This is a genomic window from Dysosmobacter sp. Phy, assembly GCF_054476235.1.
The window spans coordinates 420,580-442,880 of sequence record NZ_CM136997.1 but is presented as its reverse complement, the minus strand read 5'-3'; the positions used below and the strand labels follow the sequence as shown (position 1 = coordinate 442,880).

30 protein-coding genes are annotated in these 22,301 nt (G+C 55.5%); 19 read left to right on the top strand and 11 right to left on the bottom strand.

The window, feature by feature from the left end; all coding sequences use genetic code 11:
- Nucleotide 1 precedes the first annotated feature (1 nt).
- The 11 genes from map to ACVDHE_RS02035 all read left to right on the top strand — a co-directional run bounded on the left by map (nucleotide 2) and on the right by ACVDHE_RS02035 (nucleotide 5,755).
- Nucleotides 2–754: a type I methionyl aminopeptidase gene (map, locus tag ACVDHE_RS02085; RefSeq protein WP_458885451.1), complete on the top strand. Its 753-nt coding sequence runs from the start codon at nucleotides 2–4 to the stop codon at nucleotides 752–754.
- A gap of 11 nt (nucleotides 755–765) precedes the next feature.
- A complete protein-coding gene (locus tag ACVDHE_RS02080; RefSeq protein WP_213039385.1) occupies nucleotides 766–1,050 on the top strand; it encodes a KOW domain-containing RNA-binding protein in 285 nt (94 codons plus the stop codon).
- Between the two features lie 3 nt (nucleotides 1,051–1,053).
- Entirely contained in the window at nucleotides 1,054–1,272 is a 219-nt protein-coding gene (gene infA, locus ACVDHE_RS02075) for a translation initiation factor IF-1 (protein WP_091127896.1), read from the top strand.
- A gap of 55 nt (nucleotides 1,273–1,327) precedes the next feature.
- Entirely contained in the window at nucleotides 1,328–1,441 is a 114-nt protein-coding gene (rpmJ, locus tag ACVDHE_RS02070; protein ID WP_014116882.1) for a 50S ribosomal protein L36, read from the top strand.
- Between the two features lie 26 nt (nucleotides 1,442–1,467).
- Nucleotides 1,468–1,833, top strand: coding sequence for a 30S ribosomal protein S13 (rpsM, locus tag ACVDHE_RS02065; protein ID WP_213039384.1), 366 nt, complete (start codon nucleotides 1,468–1,470; stop codon nucleotides 1,831–1,833).
- A gap of 15 nt (nucleotides 1,834–1,848) precedes the next feature.
- On the top strand, nucleotides 1,849–2,256 hold the full coding sequence (gene rpsK, locus ACVDHE_RS02060) for a 30S ribosomal protein S11 (RefSeq protein ID WP_091127892.1): 408 nt from the start codon (nucleotides 1,849–1,851) through the stop codon (nucleotides 2,254–2,256).
- A gap of 24 nt (nucleotides 2,257–2,280) precedes the next feature.
- The gene (rpsD, locus tag ACVDHE_RS02055; protein WP_213039383.1) at nucleotides 2,281–2,883 is read left to right on the top strand and encodes a 30S ribosomal protein S4; all 603 of its coding nucleotides are present in this window, start codon (nucleotides 2,281–2,283) and stop codon (nucleotides 2,881–2,883) included.
- A gap of 87 nt (nucleotides 2,884–2,970) precedes the next feature.
- Nucleotides 2,971–3,921: a DNA-directed RNA polymerase subunit alpha gene (locus ACVDHE_RS02050; RefSeq protein ID WP_418724985.1), complete on the top strand. Its 951-nt coding sequence runs from the start codon at nucleotides 2,971–2,973 to the stop codon at nucleotides 3,919–3,921.
- A 64-nt stretch (nucleotides 3,922–3,985) separates the two neighbouring features.
- A complete protein-coding gene (gene rplQ, locus ACVDHE_RS02045; protein WP_213039381.1) occupies nucleotides 3,986–4,330 on the top strand; it encodes a 50S ribosomal protein L17 in 345 nt (114 codons plus the stop codon).
- A gap of 152 nt (nucleotides 4,331–4,482) precedes the next feature.
- Nucleotides 4,483–4,899, top strand: a complete 417-nt coding sequence (locus ACVDHE_RS02040) for a hypothetical protein (RefSeq protein ID WP_458885450.1) — start codon at nucleotides 4,483–4,485, stop codon at nucleotides 4,897–4,899.
- Nucleotides 4,900–5,029: 130 nt separating this feature from the next.
- Nucleotides 5,030–5,755: a polysaccharide deacetylase family protein gene (locus tag ACVDHE_RS02035; RefSeq protein WP_458885449.1), complete on the top strand. Its 726-nt coding sequence runs from the start codon at nucleotides 5,030–5,032 to the stop codon at nucleotides 5,753–5,755.
- Between the two features lie 44 nt (nucleotides 5,756–5,799).
- On the opposite strand, the gene secG is transcribed toward ACVDHE_RS02035, so the two are convergent.
- Entirely contained in the window at nucleotides 5,800–6,039 is a 240-nt protein-coding gene (gene secG / locus ACVDHE_RS02030) for a preprotein translocase subunit SecG (RefSeq protein WP_458885448.1), read from the bottom strand.
- A gap of 236 nt (nucleotides 6,040–6,275) precedes the next feature.
- Here secG and ACVDHE_RS02025 point away from each other — a divergent pair, with 236 nt between their 5' ends.
- The 3 genes from ACVDHE_RS02025 to lexA all read left to right on the top strand — a co-directional run bounded on the left by ACVDHE_RS02025 (nucleotide 6,276) and on the right by lexA (nucleotide 9,033).
- Entirely contained in the window at nucleotides 6,276–7,202 is a 927-nt protein-coding gene (locus ACVDHE_RS02025) for a DDE-type integrase/transposase/recombinase (RefSeq protein WP_418724639.1), read from the top strand.
- Between the two features lie 151 nt (nucleotides 7,203–7,353).
- Nucleotides 7,354–8,280 (top strand): DDE-type integrase/transposase/recombinase, encoded by a 927-nt coding sequence (locus ACVDHE_RS02020; protein ID WP_418724639.1) that lies wholly within the window; start codon nucleotides 7,354–7,356, stop codon nucleotides 8,278–8,280.
- Nucleotides 8,281–8,442: 162 nt separating this feature from the next.
- Nucleotides 8,443–9,033, top strand: a complete 591-nt coding sequence (gene lexA / locus ACVDHE_RS02015) for a transcriptional repressor LexA (RefSeq protein ID WP_458885447.1) — start codon at nucleotides 8,443–8,445, stop codon at nucleotides 9,031–9,033.
- 201 nt (nucleotides 9,034–9,234) lie between these two features.
- Here lexA and ACVDHE_RS02010 read toward each other — a convergent pair whose 3' ends face one another.
- The 6 genes from ACVDHE_RS02010 to ACVDHE_RS01985 all read right to left on the bottom strand — a co-directional run bounded on the left by ACVDHE_RS02010 (nucleotide 9,235) and on the right by ACVDHE_RS01985 (nucleotide 14,491).
- Nucleotides 9,235–10,854 carry a recombinase family protein gene (locus tag ACVDHE_RS02010; protein WP_458885446.1) on the bottom strand — a complete coding sequence of 540 codons (1,620 nt, stop codon included), beginning with the start codon at nucleotides 10,852–10,854 and terminating at the stop codon, nucleotides 9,235–9,237.
- 44 nt (nucleotides 10,855–10,898) lie between these two features.
- On the bottom strand, nucleotides 10,899–11,033 hold the full coding sequence (locus tag ACVDHE_RS02005; protein WP_458885445.1) for a hypothetical protein: 135 nt from the start codon (nucleotides 11,031–11,033) through the stop codon (nucleotides 10,899–10,901).
- A 104-nt stretch (nucleotides 11,034–11,137) separates the two neighbouring features.
- Complete coding sequence (locus ACVDHE_RS02000) at nucleotides 11,138–12,061, bottom strand: hypothetical protein (RefSeq protein ID WP_458885444.1); 924 nt, start codon at nucleotides 12,059–12,061, stop codon at nucleotides 11,138–11,140.
- Between the two features lie 61 nt (nucleotides 12,062–12,122).
- Complete coding sequence (locus ACVDHE_RS01995; RefSeq protein ID WP_458885443.1) at nucleotides 12,123–12,518, bottom strand: hypothetical protein; 396 nt, start codon at nucleotides 12,516–12,518, stop codon at nucleotides 12,123–12,125.
- 41 nt (nucleotides 12,519–12,559) lie between these two features.
- A complete protein-coding gene (locus ACVDHE_RS01990; protein ID WP_458885442.1) occupies nucleotides 12,560–13,342 on the bottom strand; it encodes a hypothetical protein in 783 nt (260 codons plus the stop codon).
- 15 nt (nucleotides 13,343–13,357) lie between these two features.
- Complete coding sequence (locus ACVDHE_RS01985) at nucleotides 13,358–14,491, bottom strand: site-specific integrase (protein WP_458885441.1); 1,134 nt, start codon at nucleotides 14,489–14,491, stop codon at nucleotides 13,358–13,360.
- 382 nt (nucleotides 14,492–14,873) lie between these two features.
- Between ACVDHE_RS01985 and ACVDHE_RS01980 the strand changes: the two genes are divergently transcribed.
- The 4 genes from ACVDHE_RS01980 (at nucleotide 14,874) to ACVDHE_RS01965 (ending at nucleotide 18,192) form a co-directional block, all read left to right on the top strand.
- The gene (locus ACVDHE_RS01980; RefSeq protein WP_458885440.1) at nucleotides 14,874–15,881 is read left to right on the top strand and encodes a Fic family protein; all 1,008 of its coding nucleotides are present in this window, start codon (nucleotides 14,874–14,876) and stop codon (nucleotides 15,879–15,881) included.
- Nucleotides 15,882–15,901: 20 nt separating this feature from the next.
- Nucleotides 15,902–16,456, top strand: a complete 555-nt coding sequence (locus ACVDHE_RS01975; RefSeq protein ID WP_458885439.1) for a TIR domain-containing protein — start codon at nucleotides 15,902–15,904, stop codon at nucleotides 16,454–16,456.
- 193 nt (nucleotides 16,457–16,649) lie between these two features.
- Complete coding sequence (locus ACVDHE_RS01970) at nucleotides 16,650–17,558, top strand: macro domain-containing protein (RefSeq protein WP_458885438.1); 909 nt, start codon at nucleotides 16,650–16,652, stop codon at nucleotides 17,556–17,558.
- Between the two features lie 22 nt (nucleotides 17,559–17,580).
- Entirely contained in the window at nucleotides 17,581–18,192 is a 612-nt protein-coding gene (locus tag ACVDHE_RS01965) for a TIR domain-containing protein (protein WP_458885437.1), read from the top strand.
- A 146-nt stretch (nucleotides 18,193–18,338) separates the two neighbouring features.
- Here the strand turns inward: ACVDHE_RS01965 and sigK are convergent, their stop codons facing one another.
- Nucleotides 18,339–18,983, bottom strand: a complete 645-nt coding sequence (gene sigK, locus ACVDHE_RS01960; protein WP_458885436.1) for an RNA polymerase sporulation sigma factor SigK — start codon at nucleotides 18,981–18,983, stop codon at nucleotides 18,339–18,341.
- A 125-nt stretch (nucleotides 18,984–19,108) separates the two neighbouring features.
- Between sigK and ACVDHE_RS01955 the strand changes: the two genes are divergently transcribed.
- Nucleotides 19,109–19,369 carry a GIY-YIG nuclease family protein gene (locus ACVDHE_RS01955; protein ID WP_458885435.1) on the top strand — a complete coding sequence of 87 codons (261 nt, stop codon included), beginning with the start codon at nucleotides 19,109–19,111 and terminating at the stop codon, nucleotides 19,367–19,369.
- A 58-nt stretch (nucleotides 19,370–19,427) separates the two neighbouring features.
- Here ACVDHE_RS01955 and ACVDHE_RS01950 read toward each other — a convergent pair whose 3' ends face one another.
- The 3 genes from ACVDHE_RS01950 to ACVDHE_RS01940 are packed head-to-tail and all read right to left on the bottom strand — an operon-like array spanning nucleotide 19,428 to nucleotide 22,103.
- Nucleotides 19,428–20,966 (bottom strand): ABC transporter substrate-binding protein, encoded by a 1,539-nt coding sequence (locus ACVDHE_RS01950; RefSeq protein WP_458885434.1) that lies wholly within the window; start codon nucleotides 20,964–20,966, stop codon nucleotides 19,428–19,430.
- A gap of 34 nt (nucleotides 20,967–21,000) precedes the next feature.
- Nucleotides 21,001–21,798: a peptidoglycan editing factor PgeF gene (gene pgeF, locus ACVDHE_RS01945; protein ID WP_458885433.1), complete on the bottom strand. Its 798-nt coding sequence runs from the start codon at nucleotides 21,796–21,798 to the stop codon at nucleotides 21,001–21,003.
- Between the two features lie 44 nt (nucleotides 21,799–21,842).
- Entirely contained in the window at nucleotides 21,843–22,103 is a 261-nt protein-coding gene (locus ACVDHE_RS01940; protein WP_458885432.1) for a hypothetical protein, read from the bottom strand.
- Nucleotides 22,104–22,301 lie beyond the last annotated feature (198 nt).

Sequence of the window (22,301 nt, the reverse complement as noted above, 5' to 3'; positions counted from 1 at the left end):
GATGATCACGCTGAAATCCCCCCATGAGATCGAACTGATGCGCCGGGCCGGAAAAATTACCGCGGCTGCCCGTGCTTTGGCAGGGGAAATGGTAAAGCCCGGCGTAACAACCCAGGAGATCGACCGCGCGGTGGAGCACTTTATCCGCAAGCAAGGCGCAGTTCCCTCGTTCCTGCACTACAACGGCTATCCGGCCAGCGCCTGCATCAGCGTCAACGAAGAGGTCATCCACGGCATCCCCGGCAAGCGGGTGCTGCAGGAGGGCGACATCGTCAGCGTGGATGTGGGAGCGTACATTGGCGGGTTCCACGGTGACTGCGCGGCCACCTTCCCCTGCGGCGAGATCTCTCCCGAGGCCCAGGACCTGATCGATGTGACCAGGCAGAGCTTTTTCGAGGGGATCCGCTTCGCGAGAGAGGGGCAGCGGCTGTTCGATATCTCGGCAGCCATCCAGCAGTATGTGGAAAGCCACGGCTATTCCATCGTCCGGGAGTATGTTGGCCACGGCGTCGGCGCGCAGATGCATGAGTCGCCGGAGATTCCCAACTACGGTCATCCCGGCCGGGGACCGCGGCTGCTCCGCGGCATGACCCTTGCGATCGAACCCATGGTGAACGCCGGTTCTCCTGCCATCCGTGTCCTCAGCGACGGTTGGACCGTCAGGACGCTGGACGGCAAGTGGGCGGCCCACTATGAGAATACGGTCCTGATCACTGACGGTGAGCCGGAGATTTTGACGGCGCCCGCCATCTGACGAGGAAGCGTATGGAAATTGCAAGATCAAATATCGTAAGATCCGCCGCCGGCAGGGATAAGGGCAAGCTTTTCGTGGTGTTGGCCACGGAGGGGGAGTACCTGCTGCTGGCCGACGGAAAGGGACGGAAGGTCGAGTCTCCCAAGCGCAAAAAGCGGCGGCATGTGCTGTTCGTGGCTGCGGATGACACCCGGCTTTCCGAAAAGATCAAACGCGAAGAGAAGATCAGCAACATCGAACTTCGCAGGACCCTCGCGGCCTATCGCGGGGAAGCTCATCCGGAGCAGGAGGGATAACGTTTGGCAAAATCCGACATGATTGAGGTGGAGGGCGTAGTGGTCGAGGCCCTGCCCAACACGACGTTCCAGGTGGACATTGGAAATGGACACACGATCCTGGCACATATTTCCGGAAAACTCAGAATGAATTTCATCAGGATTCTGCCCGGCGACAAGGTGACGGTGGAGATGTCCCCGTACGATCTGACCCGCGGCCGGATCACCTGGCGCAGCAAGTGAGCCGCCAGGCGAGCAGTCAATGACATGAAACCGCTGAAAGGAATGGTTTAGAGCTATGAAAGTAAGACCGTCCGTGAAGCCCATGTGTGAAAAGTGCAAGGTCATTCGCCGCAAAGGCCGTGTCATGGTCATTTGCGAGAACCCCAAGCATAAGCAGAGACAGGGCTAAGATTTAATTGGAGGTGCTTTAAGAGTATGGCACGTATTGCCGGTATTGACCTGCCGAAGGATAAGCGTATCGAAATCGGCCTCACCTATATCTACGGCATTGGCAGAAAGAGCGCCAAGGACATCCTGGCGCAGACGGGCATCAACCCCGACACCCGCGTGAAGGATCTGACCGACGCCGAGGAGCAGAAGCTCCGTGACGCCATCGACGCCTATACCGTCGAAGGCGACCTGCGCCGCCAGACCGCCCTGGACATCAAGCGCCTGAGCGAGATCGGCTGCTATCGCGGCATCCGGCACCGCAAGGGTCTGCCTGTCCGCGGCCAGCGCAGCAAGACCAACGCCCGGACCCGCAAAGGTCCCAAGAAGACCATCGCTAATAAGAAGAAGTAAGGAGGGAGATCAGAGATGGCAACTGCTAAGGCTTCCGGCGGCAAGAAGGTCATTCGCCGCCGCCGTGAAAAGAAGAATGTGGAGCGTGGTCAGGTCCACATCCGTTCTTCCTTCAATAACACCATGGTGACCGTTACCGATTCTCAGGGCAACGCCCTGTCCTGGGCTTCCTCCGGCGGACTGGGTTTCCGCGGCAGCAAGAAGTCCACTCCCTTCGCGGCCCAGACCGCGGCTGAGACCGCTGCCCGCGCCGCCATGGAGCATGGCCTGAAGACCGTCGAGGTCTTCGTCAAGGGCCCCGGCCAGGGCCGTGAGGCCGCGATCCGCGCTCTGCAGGCCGTTGGCCTGGAAGTGACCATGATCAAGGACGTCACTCCCATCCCCCACAACGGCTGCCGTCCGCCCAAGCGCCGCCGCGTGTAATCGAAAGAGGAGGTAACAAGCACTATGGCTAGAAATATGCAGCCGATCGCCAAGCGCTGCAAGGCTCTGGGGATCTCTCCCGCCGTCATGGGCTACGCCAAGAAGGAGACCAACCGGAATCCCGGCGGCCAGATGAGACGGAAGAAGAGCGAATACGGCATCCAGCTCAACGAGAAGCAGAAGGTCAAGTTCATCTACGGCATTCTGGAGAAGCAGTTCCACGACTACTATGAGGCTGCCGCCGCCGCCCCCGGCAAGACCGGCGACAACCTGCTGATCCTCGTGGAGCGCCGTCTGGACAATGTTGTGTACCGCATGGGCTTCGCCATGACCCGCCGTCAGGCCCGTCAGCTGGTGAGCCACGCCCACTTCACCGTCAACGGCAAGAAGGTCAACATCCCCTCTTATCTGGTCAAGGCCGGCGACGTGATCGAAGTGGCCGAGTCCAGCCGTTCTTCCGAGGTGTTCAAGCGCCTGGTGGGCCAGGACGCCCCCATGTTCCTGCTGCCTCCCTGGATGGAGCGGGAGAAGAACACGCTGAAGGGTACTGTGACCCGCCTGCCCGCCCGCGAGGACATCGACGTCCCCGTGGAGGAGCATCTGATCGTCGAGTTGTACTCCAAGTAATCGGAGGACACCCTTTAGGATGATATGGATGTTCGGCGGCCGGCGCCTGTGCGCCGCCGCTATGAGATGATGAAGGAGGGCAACTGCATGATCGAAATTGAAAAGCCCCAGATCGAGTGTATCGAGACCCCGGGCGACGCCACCTATGGCAAGTATGTGGTGGAGCCGCTGGAGCGCGGATACGGCACGACCCTGGGCAACGCGCTCCGTCGGATTATGCTTTCCTCTCTGCCTGGCACCGCGCCGACCACCATCAAGATCGCCGGCGTCCAGCATGAGTTCTCCACCATTCCCGGTGTGAAGGAAGACGTGACGGAGATCGTTCTGAATGTGAAAGGCCTCCTGACCAAGCTGCACAGCGAGACTGTGAAAACGGTCTATATTGAAGCGGTGGGCCCCTGCGAGGTCACTGCCGGCGACATCAAGGCCGACGGTGAGGTGGAGGTGCTGAACCCGGAGATGCACATTGCCACTCTGGACAACGGCGCCACGCTCAATATGGAGATCACCCTCTCCCACGGCCGGGGCTATGTGCCCGCCGACCGCAACAAGCCCCAGCAGAGCATCATCGGCACCATCGCCGTGGACTCTATTTACACCCCTGTGTATAAGGTGAACTACACCGTGGAGCCCACCCGCGTGGGCGCTTCCAGCGACTTCGACAAGCTGACGCTGGAGGTCTGGACCGACGGCACCATCTCCGCCCGGGACGCCGTGTCCCTGGGCGCCAAGATCCTGTGCGACCACTTCACCCTCTTCACCGACCTCAGCGAGAACGTGGGCAGCAAGCCCACCGTGGTGGAGAAGGCCGAGGCCCAGCGGGACAAGGTGCTGGAGCTGACCATCGAGGAGCTGGACCTCTCCGTCCGCAGCTTCAACTGCCTCAAGCGCGCCAACATCAACACCGTCGAGGACTTGATCTCCAAGACCGAGGACGAGATGATGAAGGTCCGCAACCTGGGCCGCAAGTCCCTGGAAGAGGTCATCAACAAGCTGGCCATGATGGGGCTCCACCTGGCCGACGAAGAAAACAACTGATTTTAAACGCCGCGGGGCGGCAGCCCCCGGCTCACCAAAATCCCTTTGAAGGAGGAAGACCGAAATGCCCGGAACTCGTAAGCTCGGCAAGACCTCTGAGCAGCGCATGGCGATGCTGCGTCAGCAGGTCACGGATTTCCTGGACCACGGCAAGATGGAGACCACCGTCACCCGTGCCAAGGAGATCAAGCCCCTGGCTGAGAAGATGATCACCCTCGGCAAAAAGAGCGACCTGGCCGCCTATCGGCAGGCCATGAGCTTCATCACCCGTGAGGATGTCTGCAAGAAGCTGTTCAAGGAGATCGCTCCCAGCTATGCAGAGCGCAACGGCGGCTACACCCGCATCGTGCGCACCGGCATCCGCCGCGGCGACGCTGCTGAGACCGCCATCATCGAACTGGTGAAATAAATTTCATATTCAAGGCGAGAAAAGCCCTTTGCAATGCGGACCTAGGCGCATTGCAAAGGGCTTTTTGCCGTATTGCGGCAGGGGGGGGGGAGAGGATTTGCTTTTCCTGGGCCCCTGTGATAAGATAAAGGCAAACAGAGGAGGTGCGGGAAATGCGGAGAGTGCGGTGCTATGACTGCGGAAAGTCCTACAACTATGACGAGGACTGCTTCTGTCCCAACTGCGGGGCCTTCAATCAGCCCCAGCGGAGCCTGCGGATCGGCGCGGACGGCTCCGTGGTCCGGGTGGACGGCATCAACGAGGCCAACCACGCGGGTTCCTTCGTCCACCAGGAGCTCCACGAGGAAAAGCGGGAGCGCCGCCGGATCGGCCTGGATAAGAGTGCCCAGCGCATCCAGCGCACCGTGTCCCGCCCCACGGCATCCAGACCGGCCCCGACGGCCGGCATCCAGAGCCGGGACCGTAGACAGAGCCGGCAGCAGGGAAAGAATCCCGTCGGAATCCTTGTGTGGATCCTCATTCTCATCATGCTCTTCAATCTGCTGCCTCGGATCCTGTTTTTCCTTTGAGCCCCCGGCTCGCATCTGTACTCGCTCAAAAGCGGCCCAAAGGGCCGCTTTTTTTGCGCAGTTTTTGACAGCAGTATTTTTCTTCCCTCTGCGCAAACTAACCGGGACAATGACGGAGGAATGGATGCGGATGGGAAAACAACGTTTTTTGTGCCTCCTGGCCGCGTTGGCCATGGCGGCGGCCCTGTGCGGGACTTGCCCGGGGGAGGATAGCGCACAGCCGGCAGCCGGCGGCGCTCAGCTTCCGGCAGGGGAGAAGTATGTGGCCTTGACCTTTGATGATGGTCCCAAGGCCGGCACGACTGACGTGCTGCTGGACGGTCTCCTGGAGCGGAGAGCCAGCGCCACCTTTTTTCTCATCGGCCGCCAGATTGAGGCCAACCAGGCTCTGGTGGAGAGAATGGCCGCAGAGGGACATCAGGTGGGCAATCACGCTTGGAACCACACCCGGCTGGAAGGGGCTGACGCCGCCCTGATCGCCGGGGAGGTGGGGCAGACGGATCGGCTGCTGCGGGAGCTCCTGGGACCGGGGGAGTACTGGGTGCGCCCGCCCTACGGTGGTGTGGACGAGACGGTACGAGGAACGGTGACTGTACCCATGGTGAAGTGGTCCGTGGATCCCCGGGACTGGGAAAGCCTGAACGCGGATCAAGTGGTCCAGGCGGTGATGGAGGCGGTGGAGCCCAACTCCATCATCCTGCTCCACGACATCTATCCCTCCTCTGTGGAGGCGGCACTGCGGCTGGTGGACCGGCTGCGCCAGGAGGGATATGAGCTGGTGACGGTCCGGGAGCTGTTGGCCCTTAACGGCATCAAACCGGAAAACGGGGTGCTGTATTGCTCCGGTGACCACTGAGAGACAAAAAAAGAACGCCCGTCCGGGCGTTCTTTTTTCGTCGCTTACATCAGGATCAGCAGCACCAGGGTCAGCACCAGGAACACGGCGCCGACCCACTTGGTGGCCCGGGCCAGCTTGGCGTCCAGAGTGCGGGCCTTGTTCTTGGCCAGGAAGGAATCGGCTACGCCGCCGATGGCGCCGGACAGGCCGGCGCTCTTGCCGGACTGGAACAGCACAATCAGAATAATGGCCAGGCCGCAGAGCAGCTGCAGAATCGTGATAACGAGAACCAAAGCGTCCATAGGGGTCAACCTCCAGCATTTTCAGCCATGCAATGTGCATGAGCAGTGATTTCACAGATATATATGATAGCATAGTTTTTTCCCTATTTCAAGGGGATTTTTCAAAAAGCGATGCGGGAAGTTGTAGGACTACAATACATATTGGACAAGTGAATAAAAAAGGATGAAGGATAAGGCCTCATCGGTTAAAGTTGGAGTTGCAGACAACAACTGAACGAGAGGGGGCCATATCCTTCATGAGCAAGAGTATAACACAGGACATGGCATACAGGCAATCCCTGATGAAGTACGCGGAGAAATATGGAGTAGCTAAAGCCAGCCGGAAGTACAACAAAAGCCGGTCGTACATCTACTTCTGGAAGAACCGCTGGGATGGTACACCGGGATCCCTGGCCTGCCAGTCCCGGCGGCCCCACCACCATCCCAACCAGCACACACAGGCGGAGCTGAAGCTGATCCGGGACCTGCGCCGCAGGAATCCCAACCTTGGCATGGTGGAGCTGTGGCACCGGTTGCGGCAGCGGGGCTATACCCGCCGCCCGGAGAGCCTGTTCCGTGTCATGCGCAAGCTGGGGTTGTTTCCTGCGGCCGAGAAGAAGAAAGCATACAAGCCAAAGCCCTACCAGCAGATGACCTATCCCGGCCAGCGTGTCCAGGTGGATGTGAAGGTGGTGCCCCGCCGCTGCGTCGCCGACCCGGAGCTGCGCCTGTTCCAGTACACCGCTATTGACGAGTTTACCCGTCTGCGCTTCCTGGCCGCCTATCCCGAGCAGTCCACCTTTTCCTCCGCTGATTTTCTAAGAAAGCTGGTCCGCTGGTATGCCCGCCGGGGCATCCGGGTGGAATGCGTCCAGACCGACAATGGCCCAGAGTTTACCAACCGCTTCCTCACAGGTAGGCAAGACAGCCCTTCCCTATTTGAGAAAACTGCCGCCGAGCTTGGCATCCGCCACAAGCTCATCCGTCCCTATACCCCACGCCACAACGGCAAGGTGGAGCGCAGCCACCGTGAGGACCAGAAACGCTTCTATTCCTGCCACAGCTTTTATTCCCTGGATGACTTCGCAAAGCAGCTCGCCGTTCACAACCGCCGCTCCAACAACTTCCCCATGAGGCCCCTCAACTGGTGTTCCCCCTTAGAGTTCGCCGTCCAATATGTTTGACAAACCTACAAATTTTTCAAAAAGCGATGCGGGAAGTTGTAGGACTACAATACATATTGGACAAGTGAATAAAAAAGGATGAAGGATAAGGCCTCATCGGTTAAAGTTGGAGTTGCAGACAACAACTGAACGAGAGGGGGCCATATCCTTCATGAGCAAGAGTATAACACAGGACATGGCATACAGGCAATCCCTGATGAAGTACGCGGAGAAATATGGAGTAGCTAAAGCCAGCCGGAAGTACAACAAAAGCCGGTCGTACATCTACTTCTGGAAGAACCGCTGGGATGGTACACCGGGATCCCTGGCCTGCCAGTCCCGGCGGCCCCACCACCATCCCAACCAGCACACACAGGCGGAGCTGAAGCTGATCCGGGACCTGCGCCGCAGGAATCCCAACCTTGGCATGGTGGAGCTGTGGCACCGGTTGCGGCAGCGGGGCTATACCCGCCGCCCGGAGAGCCTGTTCCGTGTCATGCGCAAGCTGGGGTTGTTTCCTGCGGCCGAGAAGAAGAAAGCATACAAGCCAAAGCCCTACCAGCAGATGACCTATCCCGGCCAGCGTGTCCAGGTGGATGTGAAGGTGGTGCCCCGCCGCTGCGTCGCCGACCCGGAGCTGCGCCTGTTCCAGTACACCGCTATTGACGAGTTTACCCGTCTGCGCTTCCTGGCCGCCTATCCCGAGCAGTCCACCTTTTCCTCCGCTGATTTTCTAAGAAAGCTGGTCCGCTGGTATGCCCGCCGGGGCATCCGGGTGGAATGCGTCCAGACCGACAATGGCCCAGAGTTTACCAACCGCTTCCTCACAGGTAGACAAGACAGCCCTTCCCTATTTGAGAAAACTGCCGCCGAGCTTGGCATCCGCCACAAGCTCATCCGTCCCTATACCCCACGCCACAACGGCAAGGTGGAGCGCAGCCACCGTGAGGACCAGAAACGCTTCTATTCCTGCCACAGCTTTTATTCCCTGGATGACTTCGCAAAGCAGCTCGCCGTTCACAACCGCCGCTCCAACAACTTCCCCATGAGGCCCCTCAACTGGTGTTCCCCCTTAGAGTTCGCCGTCCAATATGTTTGACAAACCTACAATTTTTCAAAAAGCGATGCGGGAAGAGCAGCTGAGTTTCCCAAAAAACAAAAAAAAGTCGGAAGAAAATGGAACAAATGTTTGCATCTCGCCGAAGGATGTGTTACAATCAAGATGCAACAATGACGGACCCAGTGGGAACAGGAGGTCGCCATGGCGGAGTTATCCAAAATGCAGCAGCAGATCTATGATTTTTTGGTATCCTATATCCGAAGCCGGGGCTATCCGCCCTCCGTGCGTGAGATCGGGGAGGCAGTGGGGCTGAAGTCCCCCTCCACGGTCCACTTCCACCTGAAGCACCTGGAGGAGGCCGGCGTCATCGAAAAGGGCGCCGGGAAGGGCCGCGCTATCACTCTGACGGCTCCGCCGGTGCCGGAGGACAAGGTGCCCATTGTGGGCAATGTAGCCGCCGGCAGCCCCATTCTGGCCCAGGAGTGCATCGAGGACTATCTGACCTTTGATACCGGTGGCCGCAGCGGGGAGTTTTTTGCCCTGCGTGTCCGGGGCGAGTCCATGCTGGGCGCCGGTATCCTGCCTGGGGATTTGGTGGTGGTGCGACGCCAGGAGACGGCCAACAACGGCGAGATCGTGGTGGCCATGATCGAGGACGAGGCCACGGTCAAGCGCCTGTCCCGGAAGAACGGCCGTACCTGGCTGATGCCGGAAAACGACGCCTACTCTCCCATTGACGGGACCTATGCCCAGATCTTGGGGAAGGTGGCGGCGGTGATCCGCCGATACTGAAATACGACAAAATCCGAATACAGAGGGGACAGCAGCGTCACTGCTGTCCCCTCTGTATTCTTAAACTGGTGGAAATCCTTAGGGCCGGTGGTGCCGGGGCGCCGGAGCTTCCTGCAGCTGCGCGCGCAGCTTCTCCAGCGCCCGCTTCTCGATGCGGGATACATAGCGCCCCGGCTATTGTAAGCGATTTCCGCCGGAAATTTACGCCGGGTGGGACGGCGCAATCCCTTGCGGTGTCTGGCTTTCCGCCGTTTCGTCCAGCTGGGCGAAGCGGAATTTTATGAGGATCTCCTTGTCCTCGGTGAGCTCCACCCGCTCGATGAGGCTCACCAGCAGCTCCCGGCTCTCCCCGGCGGTTTCGATGAACCGCTGTACCAGTTCCCAGGCCCTGTCCTTACTGCGGACGGGGCTTTTTTGACGCAGTTCCAACTCCTGCCGTTTCGCCTCCAGCTGCTCCCGCTCCAGCTTGATCCGGCTAAAGATGCGCTGGAAGTCCGCTTCGGGCAACAGCCCGCTGAGCCGGTCGGTATACATCCGGTCCAGGTTGGCGGTGAGGCTGTCGATCTTGGATTGGAGCGCTTGGAGTTCCGACTCCAGGCTGCTCTGCTTTCTGGCATTCTCCACAGCTTCCTGTGCCACGGGCAGCAGTTCATCAGGGTTCAGATACGCCTGGCACACCTCCCGCACCTTGGCGACCACCGCTTCGGTCACCGTCTTCTCCTTGATGGAATGGCAGGTGCAGACCCCAGCCTTGGTGAACCGCTGATAGGTGCGGCAGACGAAGTACAGCACATCCTCTCCCTTGGCGTTTTTCCGGTTGAGGACTGCCAGTGGGTAGCCGCACTCATGGCAGAAGATCAGCCCCTTCAACAGGAAGTCGTAGGTCCGGCTCCGGGTGTGCTTGCGGCTGTTTACCAGCATCCGCACCTTCTGAAAGGTCTCTCTGTCCACCAGAGGCTCGTGGGTACCCTCCACCACCACCCAGTTGGCTGGGTCTTGCTTCAGGCACTTCTTGGATTTATAGCTGATCTTCACGCTGCGCCCCTGTACCATGTTGCCGATGTAAGTCTCATTTTGCAGCATGTCGGAGATCCGCTCACTGCTCCACAGGCCGGTGTAGGGGCCGGGTTTTGCCACTGGGAGATTGGCATAGGTGGCCGGAGTGGGCACCCCCTCTTGGTTGAGAAGGGCGGCGATATTCCGGCAGCTCATACCGGAGAGGGCCAGGGCGAAAATCCGCCGCACGATGGGCGCTACTTCCTCATCAATGACGATCTTGTTTTTCTCCGTTGGGTGCATCTTGTAGCCGTACACCGGCTTGCCGCCGATAAACTGTCCCTTCCGCTGCTTATCCCGCTTGACCGATTTGATCTTCTTGGAGATATCCTTGGCGTACATATCGTTCATGATGGCCCGGAAGGGGGTGATATCGTTGGCGGTGGAGTCCACGCCGGTGTCGATGCCGTCCAGCAGGGAGATGTACCGCACCCGGTGCTCGGGGAAGTACCGCTCCATGTAGTGGCCGGTCATGATGTAGTCACGGCCCAGACGGGAGAGGTCCTTGGTAATGACCATGTTGACCTTCTTCGCCTCAATATCGGCAATCATCCGCTGGAAGCTGGGGCGGTCGAAGTTTGTACCGCTCCAGCCGTCGTCTATATAGGTGTCATGGACGCTCAGCCGGTGCTGCTGCACAAACTCCCGCAGAAGGGACTCCTGATTCTGGACGCTCTGGGATGGTCCCTCGCTCTCATCCTCCTTTGATAGTCTGATGTATAAAGCCGCATGGTAATCCATGGGATTGCTTATCTCTAAGTACATGCTATACCTCCTGAGATAAGCGGCCATTCATCGCCACAACCATACTACATCTGCGGGCGAATATCCAGGACAACCAGTTCTTTTTTCAGAAAAAATCGAAAGGATTCCCGGATCAAATCCACCACCAACGGCCCGGTTTCAGAATACATGCAGGAAACAGAAAGAGTCTTTTCTTTCATGACACACCTCCTCGGTGGATTCTATGCGCCAACCTTTGCTAACTTGCGCCTGAGGGCAAAAAGGAGCCCGTACCGATCATCGGTACGGGCCAAAATCACTATGCTCACTCATGTTTAGGGGCATATCGGTTTAATATCAGCTTATGCCTGTAGGCAAGGCCGGCAGTGTTCGCTATATTTCGCTTCACATCGCTTGTGCTATGGCCGGCCCGCAACAATTTCATGCGGCGTTCCACATGGCCGTTTTCCAGATAATAATTTGTGGAAACAAAGAGCAGATTCCGGGTCAGAAGAAATTCCAGAATTCCCATGAGTTTCGTAACATTTCGGGTAACAGACTTGAAAGAATCTACGATCAGGACTCCATTGGAATCAGCCGAAAGCATTTTTAGATACTCCACCAGAGGCGGCTCAATCTCAGGGGAATACCCGTCATATACACCTACAACCAGTTTACCAGGTTCCGCCGTCCCTTCAGTACCGTCATCGATCCTGTCCAGATGATAAGGCGCCTCGACCTGGACCGGGGGATAGTCAGCTGTTTTCCCACGCACTCCGGCGAGGCACTGTAAAGACGCCCATGCAACGGGATGTTCCTCCGCAAGTTCCAGGTACAAATCTCGTTTTGTGCTGAGTTTTGCCTGACTGCACAGTTCAGCAAAATCCTGCTTGCTGAAATACCGAATTGCCTCGGAAGTTATCTCCTTGACTTCTTTTTTCCCCAGCCCCTGGCTCAAGCCCGCTTCTGCATAAGAATTGCTTTGTAATGTTTCGATTGGGCTGTTTCGAATGGTAACAACCACAAAGCATCGAACCTCTATTTTGGCTGGCGGCTCATAAAAACTCCCTTCCTCCATGCCAAGGAGGAGCACTGTGTTCCGAAACTCCCGGTCATTCCAATGACGCAGAAGAGAAGTCATTTGGGTGTGAACCGTACTGACCGTATACAGCAAAAACTGCTCAGTTACCCCATAGCCCCGCAGTCGTGGCGTAAGAATATGATTCAGGTAGTGAGAAACCGCATCCATAGCCGTCACATCCTTTTCAGGAAGTTTTATCTATTGTGACACAGTTTCCGACAGATTTCAACTAAAAGCCGAAATATACCCAGCCGTTTTGGGGAATGTCGTCATCCATCCCAATCTGTATCTTCTGAGAGCCAAACACTTCCTGTTGATGTTCCTGCACAAAGTACACATCCATTTGCGGGATCTGGGCTTGATGTGATAACGGAAATCGCTCCCTATTTTCGATCAATACGAGGCCCAGATCGTCTGCTTGCGCTCGCTGCATCAAGCGGAGGAACACCTTGTCCGGTTCTTCAAGGTCAAATTCTCCCACATGAAAGAAGCAGTGCTCAATGGTTCGTCCCATCCGGGCTGCCTCCTGAGCCAGCCGGTCATGCTGCCTCCACAGTTCCCGATGCGCCTCGTCCTTCATCATGCCGCTCGGTATATGGCAAAAAATTGACGCGAGTTTTTCCATAAGCATCTCTCCTTTCCAAAGTTTATTTTATTGTTGTTTCATCAAAGTAGTCTGTCGAACGACGTCATGCCATCGAGAAGTGTACTCATGTATTCGTAACTGGCTTTGAACGCTTGCTCTAACAGCCCCGGTATGGGTGGTTCCAACTCCGGATACCGACTCATCACCGCAAGCATGAAGGTGTCTGCAAAGACATCTTGCAGTTGCGGGATCGAAAGGGCATCAGTCTGGGCCCCAAGGCAGCGCAAGTATGTCACAAAGGACGAAGGAACTTGACCCATGCCTCCGGTTTCTCTGATATGGAGCAGATGGCCTAATTCATGCAACAAAACAGGAATGGGCGAAAGGCGTTCCTCCCGCATCCGGTACATACAGATGCATCCCCGTATTCCATCCGGCATGAAAACTGCTGTTGTTTCCCCGTTTAAGGTTTCATGCTGGGCATCGAAAAGCAGGACTTCAATTGGCTGTGCAGGCGACACTTTCTGTGTGTAACAGAAAACCTGATCTGCCATTTGAAATACCGTGTCGACCTGATCCTCCGTCAAGGTAGGCGTGTCAGATGGCCAAAACTGACCAGAAAATTGATAGAGCGCCTCGACACAGGGGACAATTCCAAGTTCGCGGTTCATGTTCAATATCCACTGGGCATACCGGGCAACGGCATCCTCTTGGTAGAGCCTGTAACCTGTCCCGGACACATGCGCAGGACGCAGTGAAAGTATCCGCTTCGCAAATGCTTCGGCGGCACTCTCGTCACCTTCATCCCATCTTGTCAGTGCCGTTTCTGTTTCCTCAAAGAGTGTCAAGAGATCAAAAGGCATACCGTCCTCCTTGTGTCATAGCATCATTTGCAAAATTGTATCAGCATTTCGCTCCTTATGTGCATATTCCAAATGAGAATATAGATCCGCTGTGGTGGAAATAGTACTGTGTCCCAGCCACTGCTGTACTTCGATCAGAGGTACACGGGCAGAAATCAACAGATTGGCACAGCTGTGCCGCAGATCATGGAATCGGATTCGCCGCAAATGATTCTCCTTGATGATACGTTGAAACTGTTCTGATAGGGTATCCGGCTTGATCAGTTTTCCATTCTCATTTACACAGATATAGTCCTCATGAGGCGGCGATTGTGAACCATATCGCTGCGCAGCATGTTCCCGAAGGAGTTTTGCTATATAAGGCATAAGAGGCAAAGTCCGAAAACTGGATTTTCGCTTCACTCTGTCTGCCGCAATGATTTGCCGGAGGCCATGGATTGAAACCACCCTGACAGTATGGGAAATGGTAAAGCACCGCTGCTCAAAGTTAACCGCACCCCAGCGTAACCCCAATATCTCACTGCGCCGCAGTCCATATAAGACGGCAAAAGCAATCGGCAGTTCCAAGGGAACTCCCTGGATCACATTGAGCAGGTTTCGACATTCTTCTGGAGAATAGCAGTCGGAAACGGATGGCTCTTTTTTCGGACGGGGAATACGGTCCGTTGGATTTTCCATAATCAAACCCCGTAATTTGGCCTCCTCCAATGCCTTGCGCAAAAGCACATGGTAGTGCAAAACGGTATTTCCTGTCAGTCCCTTTCCATATAAAAAATGGTAGTAATCCAAGATATCAGATGACTTTAGTTTGGCAAGCTCTATACGGCGTTCCTCAAAATAAGGCGCGATCCGGTTTTGAATACATTTCTGATATTCTGTATATGTCACCACGGATACTTTTCCGTGGAAGTTTTTGACCCATGCGATCAGATAGTGGCTGAAAAGAATGCCGAAATTCCGTCTCTGCATTTCCCAAAGATCTGTATAGTCCCGCCGGGCAGCCCACAGCATTTCCTCTGCTTTTCTTTTGTTTCCATCTGCCCGCAGGTGAGTCGCAAGCCACTTGGGTTTGGATTTCCCCGACTCATCCCGTACTCGAAGGATCATATACCAGTATCCATTCTTTTTCGTCAAACTTCCTGAGATCATCTTTGTACCTCCCTGCTTTATTTTGGGAGGCTTTCCCTCCCGCCGTGGGAAGTACTATATCAGTTTTTTCTATGCAATTGTCAAAGTGGGCACAACCGGGCAGACTCGAAATCAGTTTGAGAATAACTTCGGTACAGGGGTTCGAATCTCTCCCCACCGCCAAACCCGCTGCTGTTGGTTTGGCCCTTTCCATGGCTGCGCATCTTAAGTAAATATTCTGCATATATGACGGGTCCAAAGAAGCATCCGAGAAAAATAAAGTCAGACTTTATTTTTCTCGGATGCTTCTTTAAAGTTGACTTGTCATGGCCTTGCACTTTGATTGATGAAATGAGCGATGCGTGGTATAATGAAAACAACGATTGACCCAGCGAGGTGCTACATGAGAAACCAAAAACCTCCCTTTGAAATCACAAACCAGATCATTGACTATGTGGCGGAGATCGCCGAGCTGGTGGGGCGTTTGACTGTATTCTCTCCCCTATCTACAAGTCCTACGCTGCGCCGTGCCAATCGCATCCGCACCATCCATGGTTCCTTGGCTATCGAGCAAAATACCCTTTCCTTGGAGCAAGTAACTGCTGTGTTGAATGGTAAGCATGTCCTGGCTCCCCCTAAGGATATTGCCGAAGTCAAAAATGCCTATGAGATTTATGAGCGGTTGGATGAACTTGATCCCTATTCGGTGGACGATCTGCTGACTGCTCATGGCATCATGACCCAGGGCCTGGTGGAGGAGTCCGGCGTGTTTCGCACCCGGCCTGTGGGTGTGGTGGACAGCGAGGGGCATGTCCTGCATTTTGGCACTCTGCCGCAGTATGTCCCGGATTTGGTCATGGAACTGCTGGACTGGGTAAAGACCAGCGAGGTCCACATGCTCATCCGCAGCTGCGTGTTCCACTACGAGTTTGAACTGATCCACCCCTTCGCGGATGGAAATGGACGTGTGGGCCGCTTGTGGCATACGCTGCTGCTTTCCAAATGGAATCCGGCCTTTGCCTGGCTCCCGGTGGAGTCTATCATCCATGACCGCCAGCAGGAGTATTATGACGCCATCAATGCCTCCAACGACGCGGGAGAGTCTACGGTATTTATCGAGTTTATGCTCTCAGCTATCAAGGCATCGCTCATGGATGCCGTCAATACGAGCGATGAAATGAGCGATGGGAAGGTGGATAAGGCCACACTCCGCTGGAACAAGATTCAGGAGTACCTGAAAACCCACGGCTATATCATGAATGCCGATGTGCGGGAACTGTGCGGGGTATCAGCAGCGACGGCGAATCGGATTCTTGTAGGATTGGTTCATGAAGGGAAACTAAGCAAGTGCCGTGAGGGTAGGAATTGGGCATATAACTTGAATTTTAATCAGGAATCTAATCTTAAATAAGTGAATTGGTGGTGTAACACATGAATAGAACCGGAACCTATGTAGCATTTGATGGTTTGGGAGAGAGTGATCCGTCAAAATCTGATTTTCGTTATTACGCTACATTACAGGCGTGGACTGCAAATAAAAATATTGATTTTAGATTTGTGAACAGTCACGACAAAACATATGCTGTGCGTGACACCAGTTCAAAAGCTACCCTGTATGCACGCATTCGCCAACGGCTTAGCGCATCCAAGAACATGTTTGTTATCATCTCTAAGGATACCCGCTATACCGGAAGTGTATTGTCATATGAAATTGAACAAGCTATCGACGTTTATAAACTGCCCTTGATAATTGCATATCCTGATTATTCTGGTATATGGAATGTTGATGCACTATCCGACATGTGGCCTAAAGCCCTTGCCGAAAGGATTAACAGACCCGGAGTTGAGGCGTTGCATATAGCATTCGCAAAGGCTCCAATTTTGGATGCAATCAATCGATTTACGGTCAACGGTGAACATCTTACAAGTGGTAAAAATTTTTACTCAAGGGAAACATATGTCAATTGGGGATTGGTTTCTAACTAACTGCATCATAAAATAAAGATATTCAAAAATCTTCTGACTTTCTTGAGCACAAACGGAATTGCTGGTTTCTACATTGTAAAAGGACTCGATAAATATTGAACAAAGCAGTCCTATTGAAAGTCTGTTACCCGGCCAACTGCGTATACCTACTTTCAGTACGATTTCACAAGTAGCGATATTTAGGAGGAGTCAAATGAACATATTTGATAAGGCAATATCTATTTGTAAACAAATCAAAATCAATTTTTCTTATTTAGCAAAGAGTGCATCGGTATTAACAACCTCTATCATCGCATCATTCCAAATTTTAGGCTTTTTGTGTGGCTTTGATGATATACTTCCAGAAGATGTTAATTTCTTAAAGCGCTTTCTTATTAGCGTGTTTATTGTGGCACTTATTTGGCTAATCATGTTTGTAATTAAATGTAAATATGTTCTTGGTAAAGAAAAAATAGCTGTAATTGACGCTGGTAATGTTCACCATGTATACGTTGAATATGGCGATTTGTTTGAAAATAGCGGAGAACGTAGGAATATTGTTATTACTGCAAATCGTTGCTTTGATACCCTTGTTGATAACGACCTTATATCTGAAACCACGATTCACGGAATGGCAGTCAAAAGGATTTGCACAGATGGGTATACTCCTGAAATGCTTAATGTTGCATTACAAAACGATTTAGTAGAAAATCAACAGCTTAAACCTGATCGTATTTTAACAACGGAAGATAAACGAAAAGGCAATCTAAAACGTTATCCAGTTGGAACTGTTGCAGAGTTTAAAAAAGCCCCCGAGGATAAAATATCATATTTCTTTGTAGGCATGTCCGCTTTTAACAGCGCCCTTCATCCTGAAACATCTGATGAAGAGTATATGATTACTGTACAATCAGTAATTGAATATTGCAATTTAAGATCGCAACGTTTTCCGGTCTATATGCCGATTATTGGTACCCATGGCAGGAATAATAAAAAAAGTGAACGAGAACTGCTTGAATATATGGTCGGCGCACTTCGCTTCAATAAACACCTTATTAATACAGATATCCACATTGTAGTATATTCCGGACACCGAGAAACTGTTTCAATATACGGCCTATAAATAATATGGAAAGGAATAGCGCATGGGACACAAATGTTTTATAAGTTTCAAAAAAGAAGATGCCGATTATCGCAAAGCTGTTATTGAGCTACTTGGTAAGGAAAATTATATTGACAAATCACTTGATCGAATTATCGAAAGTGAAGATGGTGATTATATCATGCAGGTAATCCGTGAAGATTATTTGCGTGATTCGACTGTAACTATATTTCTAATTGGAACACATTCATCCGAAAACGAGGGGACAGACCTTTTTGGCAGAGATAAAAACTATTTCATAAAACGTGAATTACAAGGTTCTCTTTTCAACGGAAAGGGGAATACGCGTAACGGAATACTTGGGGTTGTTTTGCCAAACATGTACGATAGCATTTTCAAGGGTACATATCACTGTACTAAATGTAATGGTAATCATAATCACGTAGCCATTAACGATAACACTGTAATTCGTGAATTCAGTGCCAATTATTACTGTGAACCCCATGATGGATGTGCGTGGCAAGACAAAGACCGTTACTGCGTACTTGTAAAATGGTCAGATTTCAAGAATTCACCTGGGACATATATCGACGAAGCGTTCGAAAAGCGTAATGCCGATGTTGTTGGAAGGATTAGTATAAAAAATCTGAGATAGTGATTTTATAATAACACTAAATTTGACAACGAATGACCGCTTATCTTCCTAAAATTTTCACCACTTACAATAACCGCGGCGCTACTCCCAGTTGCACTTGAAACCCGGAAGTCTTGTCCCACAAGGCTTTCCGGGCTTCGCTTACATTAGCGGCGGTGGGATACATAGCTGCGGCTGATGCCGAAGGAGGTGGCGATCTCCCGCTGGGTCAGGGGCACTGTGCCGCCCAGTCCGTAGCGCAGGCGGACGATCTCCGCCTCCCGGGGTGTCAGGTTCTCCCGGATCAGACGCCGCAGCTGCAGGGCGCTGTCCCGGTCGTGGATGTCGTCCAGCATGGTGTCGTCCACGCCCACGATGTCCATCAGCTGCAGGGCGTTGCCCTCCTTGTCGGTCTCGATGGACTCTGACAGGGACACCTCACCCTGGAGCTTGCGCTGGCTGCGGAAATACATGAGGATCTCGTTTTCGATGCACCGGGCGGCGTAGGTGGCCAGCCTTGCCCCCTTGTCCGGGTTGAAGCTGGTGATGCCCTTGATCAATCCGATGGTTCCAATGGAGATCAGGTCCTCCTGGTCGGCGCTCTGGGTGTAGTATTTTTTGATGATATGGGCCACCAATCGCAGGTTTCGCTCAATCAGCACGTCCCGGGCGGCGCGGTCCCCCTTGGCGTATCTCTCCAGATACTCCCGTTCCTCCGCAGCGGACAGCGGCTTGGGGAACGAGCCGCTTCCGGACAGGCGCAGGGAGAACAGCAGTGTATTGGCAAACAGCAGCAGTGCAGCAGACAGCATAAAATCCCTCCCGCCCATTTCTATGCGGTCCGGGGCAGTCCCCATGCCCGCAAAAAGCCTTTGCCCGGCGGCAGCTGCGGTGGTATACTGGGGAAAACACCTGCGCCAGGGAAGGGAGGTGCGCCGTGGCCTGCTTTGTCTATATGCTCCGCTGCGCCGACGGCTCTTTATATACCGGCTCCACCACGGATCTGGACCGGAGGCTGGCTGCCCACCAGAGCGGCCGGGGCGCCAAATACACCCGCAGCCGCCTGCCGGTGGAGCTGGTCTACCGGGAGGAAGCGTCGGACTGGTCCGCCGCCCTGCGCCGGGAGGCGGCCATCAAGCATCTGTCCCGGGCGCAGAAGCTGGAGCTGATCGCCGCATCGTCCGGAGTGACGAACTGAGTCAAAAAGAGATCCCCCGGCACGGGTTTATCCGTGCTGGGGGACGTTTGTTTGGCACTCAGCCCTCCCGCAGGTGGATGACACAGGAGGGCAGATCGTAAAAGGGATTGGTCATGGTAGGTGTCAGCCCCTCCACCACGCCGGCCTGAACCAGCACGGAGGTGGACTTGAAGCACACGGGAATCAGGGGCGCCTGCTGCTGCAGATGGCGGCACAGGGCTTCCATGGCGGCGCTCCGGTCCGTGGCGGAGGCGTAGGCTGCCAGAAGGCTGTTGGTGGTCTCGCTGGCCCAGCCGCCGTAGTTCAGGGAGCCGCCGATGGCCAGCAGCGGGCGCAGATCCCAGTCAGCGGTGAGCTTGACCTCGCCGTAGTACAGATCAAAATTCCCCGCGGTCAGGGCGGCGGTATACTCCGCCCAGGGCAGGGCCTTGACCTCGATAGTCACGCCGGAGGCGGAGAGGGTCTGGGCCAGGTATTCCGCGGCGGAGACCTTGAAGCTGTTTTCCTCATTTACCAGCAGAGTCAGGGTCCAGGTGCGGCTGTTCACCGCCTCGCCCAGCGCCTGGGCAAAATCGTCATAGACGTACGTCTGCTCCAGCTCCTCCGGATACAGGGGTGACACCGGGGAGACCGGGAACTGGGCCGGCAGGGCGTGGCCGGAGAGGAAGGCGCTGGTCAGGGCGGCACGGTTGGCTCCCTGGCTGAACGCGCGCCGCACGGCGGCATTGTTGAAGGGCTCCCGGGTGGTGTTGAGCCCCAGATATTGGAAAATGGTGGTGTCGGCGTCCTGGAAGCTGACATTGCCGGTAGCGCTGATGGGGTCGCTGCCGGTGAGATCGGCTGTGAGCAGCTGGACGTCATGGGAGGTGAACTGATAGAGCATGGACTCCCGGTCCACTGCGGAGGACAGACCAATCCGTTCCACCGGCTGCTCGGTGCCCCGCCACCAGCTGCTGTTGGCCAGCAGGCAGGGACCGGCTTCATCCTGAGCGTAATAATAGGCGCCGGTTCCCACCGGGACCAGTTCTCCCTCCGTGCCGGACTTGACGATAGGGATGTCCAGCAGGGAGGGGAAGCCGGTGTTGGCACCGGCCAGGACCACGGTGACCGTGCCTTCCCCGGCAGCGGCAGAGGTCATCTGAGCCAGACGGGCACCATAGCGCTGGGAGCTTTTGGCTCGCCACAGGGCCTTCGTGACATCGGCGGCGGTCAGGGCGGAGCCGTCGGAGAACTGCACGCCGGAGCGAAGGGTAAAGACATAGGTAAAGGTCTCCGGATCATAGGTGTAGCGCTCGCACAGACAGGGCTGTGGCTCCAGCTGGGTGTCCAGCTCAAAGAGACCCTCGTACAGCAGCGAGCCGACCACCTGCTGCATCCCGTCGGCGCAGGTGATGGGGTCCAGGGTCTTGCCGGCGTCGTAGGGCAGGGAGAAGGACAGGGGAAGCAGGACTTCTGCCTCTTCTTCCTGGGCTGTCTCATCCTCCAGCTCTCCGGGGATCAGAGAGGTGCTCATATCCGCCGGGTCCTCCTCCCAGCAGCCTGTCAGAGACAGCAGGAGCAATCCGGCCAAAAGCAGGGATAGGATACGCATTTTCATCGGCTCTCCGCCTTTCCTGAACAGATTCGCTCCCTCACAGGATGATGACCGCCACCTGAGCGCCCCGGGCCTGGCCCATTTTCCGATGGGACCAGAACCAGTCCCGGCGGCAGGCGGTGCACAGGCCGCACAGGTCGATGTGCTCCGGCGCCAGGCCCGCCCGCAGCAGCCACAGGCGGTTGAGCCCCGCCAGATCCACGTGCCACTTGGGGCCCCGGCGCTCCAGATAAGGCGCCGCGGCGTCCCCCAGGGCCGCCGTCATGGCCTCCGGCACGTCGCCGTCCGTCTCGAAGCAGCACTGGCCGATGCAGGGGCCCACGGCGGCCAGCAGGTTTTCCGGTTTTGCGCCAAAGACCCGGCACAGTTCTCTTGCGGTTTTTTCCACGATCCCGGCGGCGCAGCCCCGCCACCCGGCATGGACTGCACCGGCGCAGCCGGTGACCGGGTCGTGAAGCAGCAAAATGCCGCAGTCGGCGGAAAAGACCACCAGAGGCAGATCCCGTTCATTGGTGATCAGGGCGTCGGCCTCGTAGTCCCGGGGCCGGACCAGACCCTTGCCGGCGTCGGCGGCGGTGACGGTGCGGACAGTGGCCTCGTGGACCTGCTTGCTCAGCACCGCCCGGTGCTCGTCCGCCCCCAGGCAGGCGAAGAAGCGGCGGTAGTTCTCCGCCACGTTCTCCGGCGCATCGCCTCGGCCGGGTCCCAGGTTCAGGGAGTCCCAGGGCGCGGGGGAGACGCCGCCCGGCCGGGTGGAGAAGGCGTGGCGCACGCCGCCCAGCAGGGAGGAGGTCAGAAGGACAAGACCGGTTTCTTCATGAGTGGAAAAAGGCATAGAAAGCTCCTTTGCGTCAGTGTGGAGAGCGGCCGGACCGGCCGTCAGGAGGGGGTCTGGGGATCGTTCACCGGATCGGCCAGCCGCCGGGAGCCGAACCACCAGATGGCACCGATCAGGAACACAACGGGTGCCGCGTACAGCAGCGCCACGATCACGGCAGCAAGGCTGCCCTGCCCGGAAAAGACCCCGCCGAACAGGGCGGCGAAAAAGCACAGCCCCAGGGAAAACACCATGAGCCCGATGCCGAATACCATGTTCTGGATGCTGCGCAGCAGTTTGGCAGATTCGTTGTCTTTGTGCATTTGACGGCGCTCCTCTCATAGAAACCGCCCCCTGCCCTCCGGCAGTTGGAGAACAGGGGGCGCTGAAACGTACGCTGGCTTCTGCGTTCAGCAGAAGCTGAAAAATGGGACCATGTTCAGCAGGACATACGCCTGCCGGACATTCCCCGACCCGCGCGGCCGGGAGACGGACACACCAATGACGCGGCGTCACCAGCG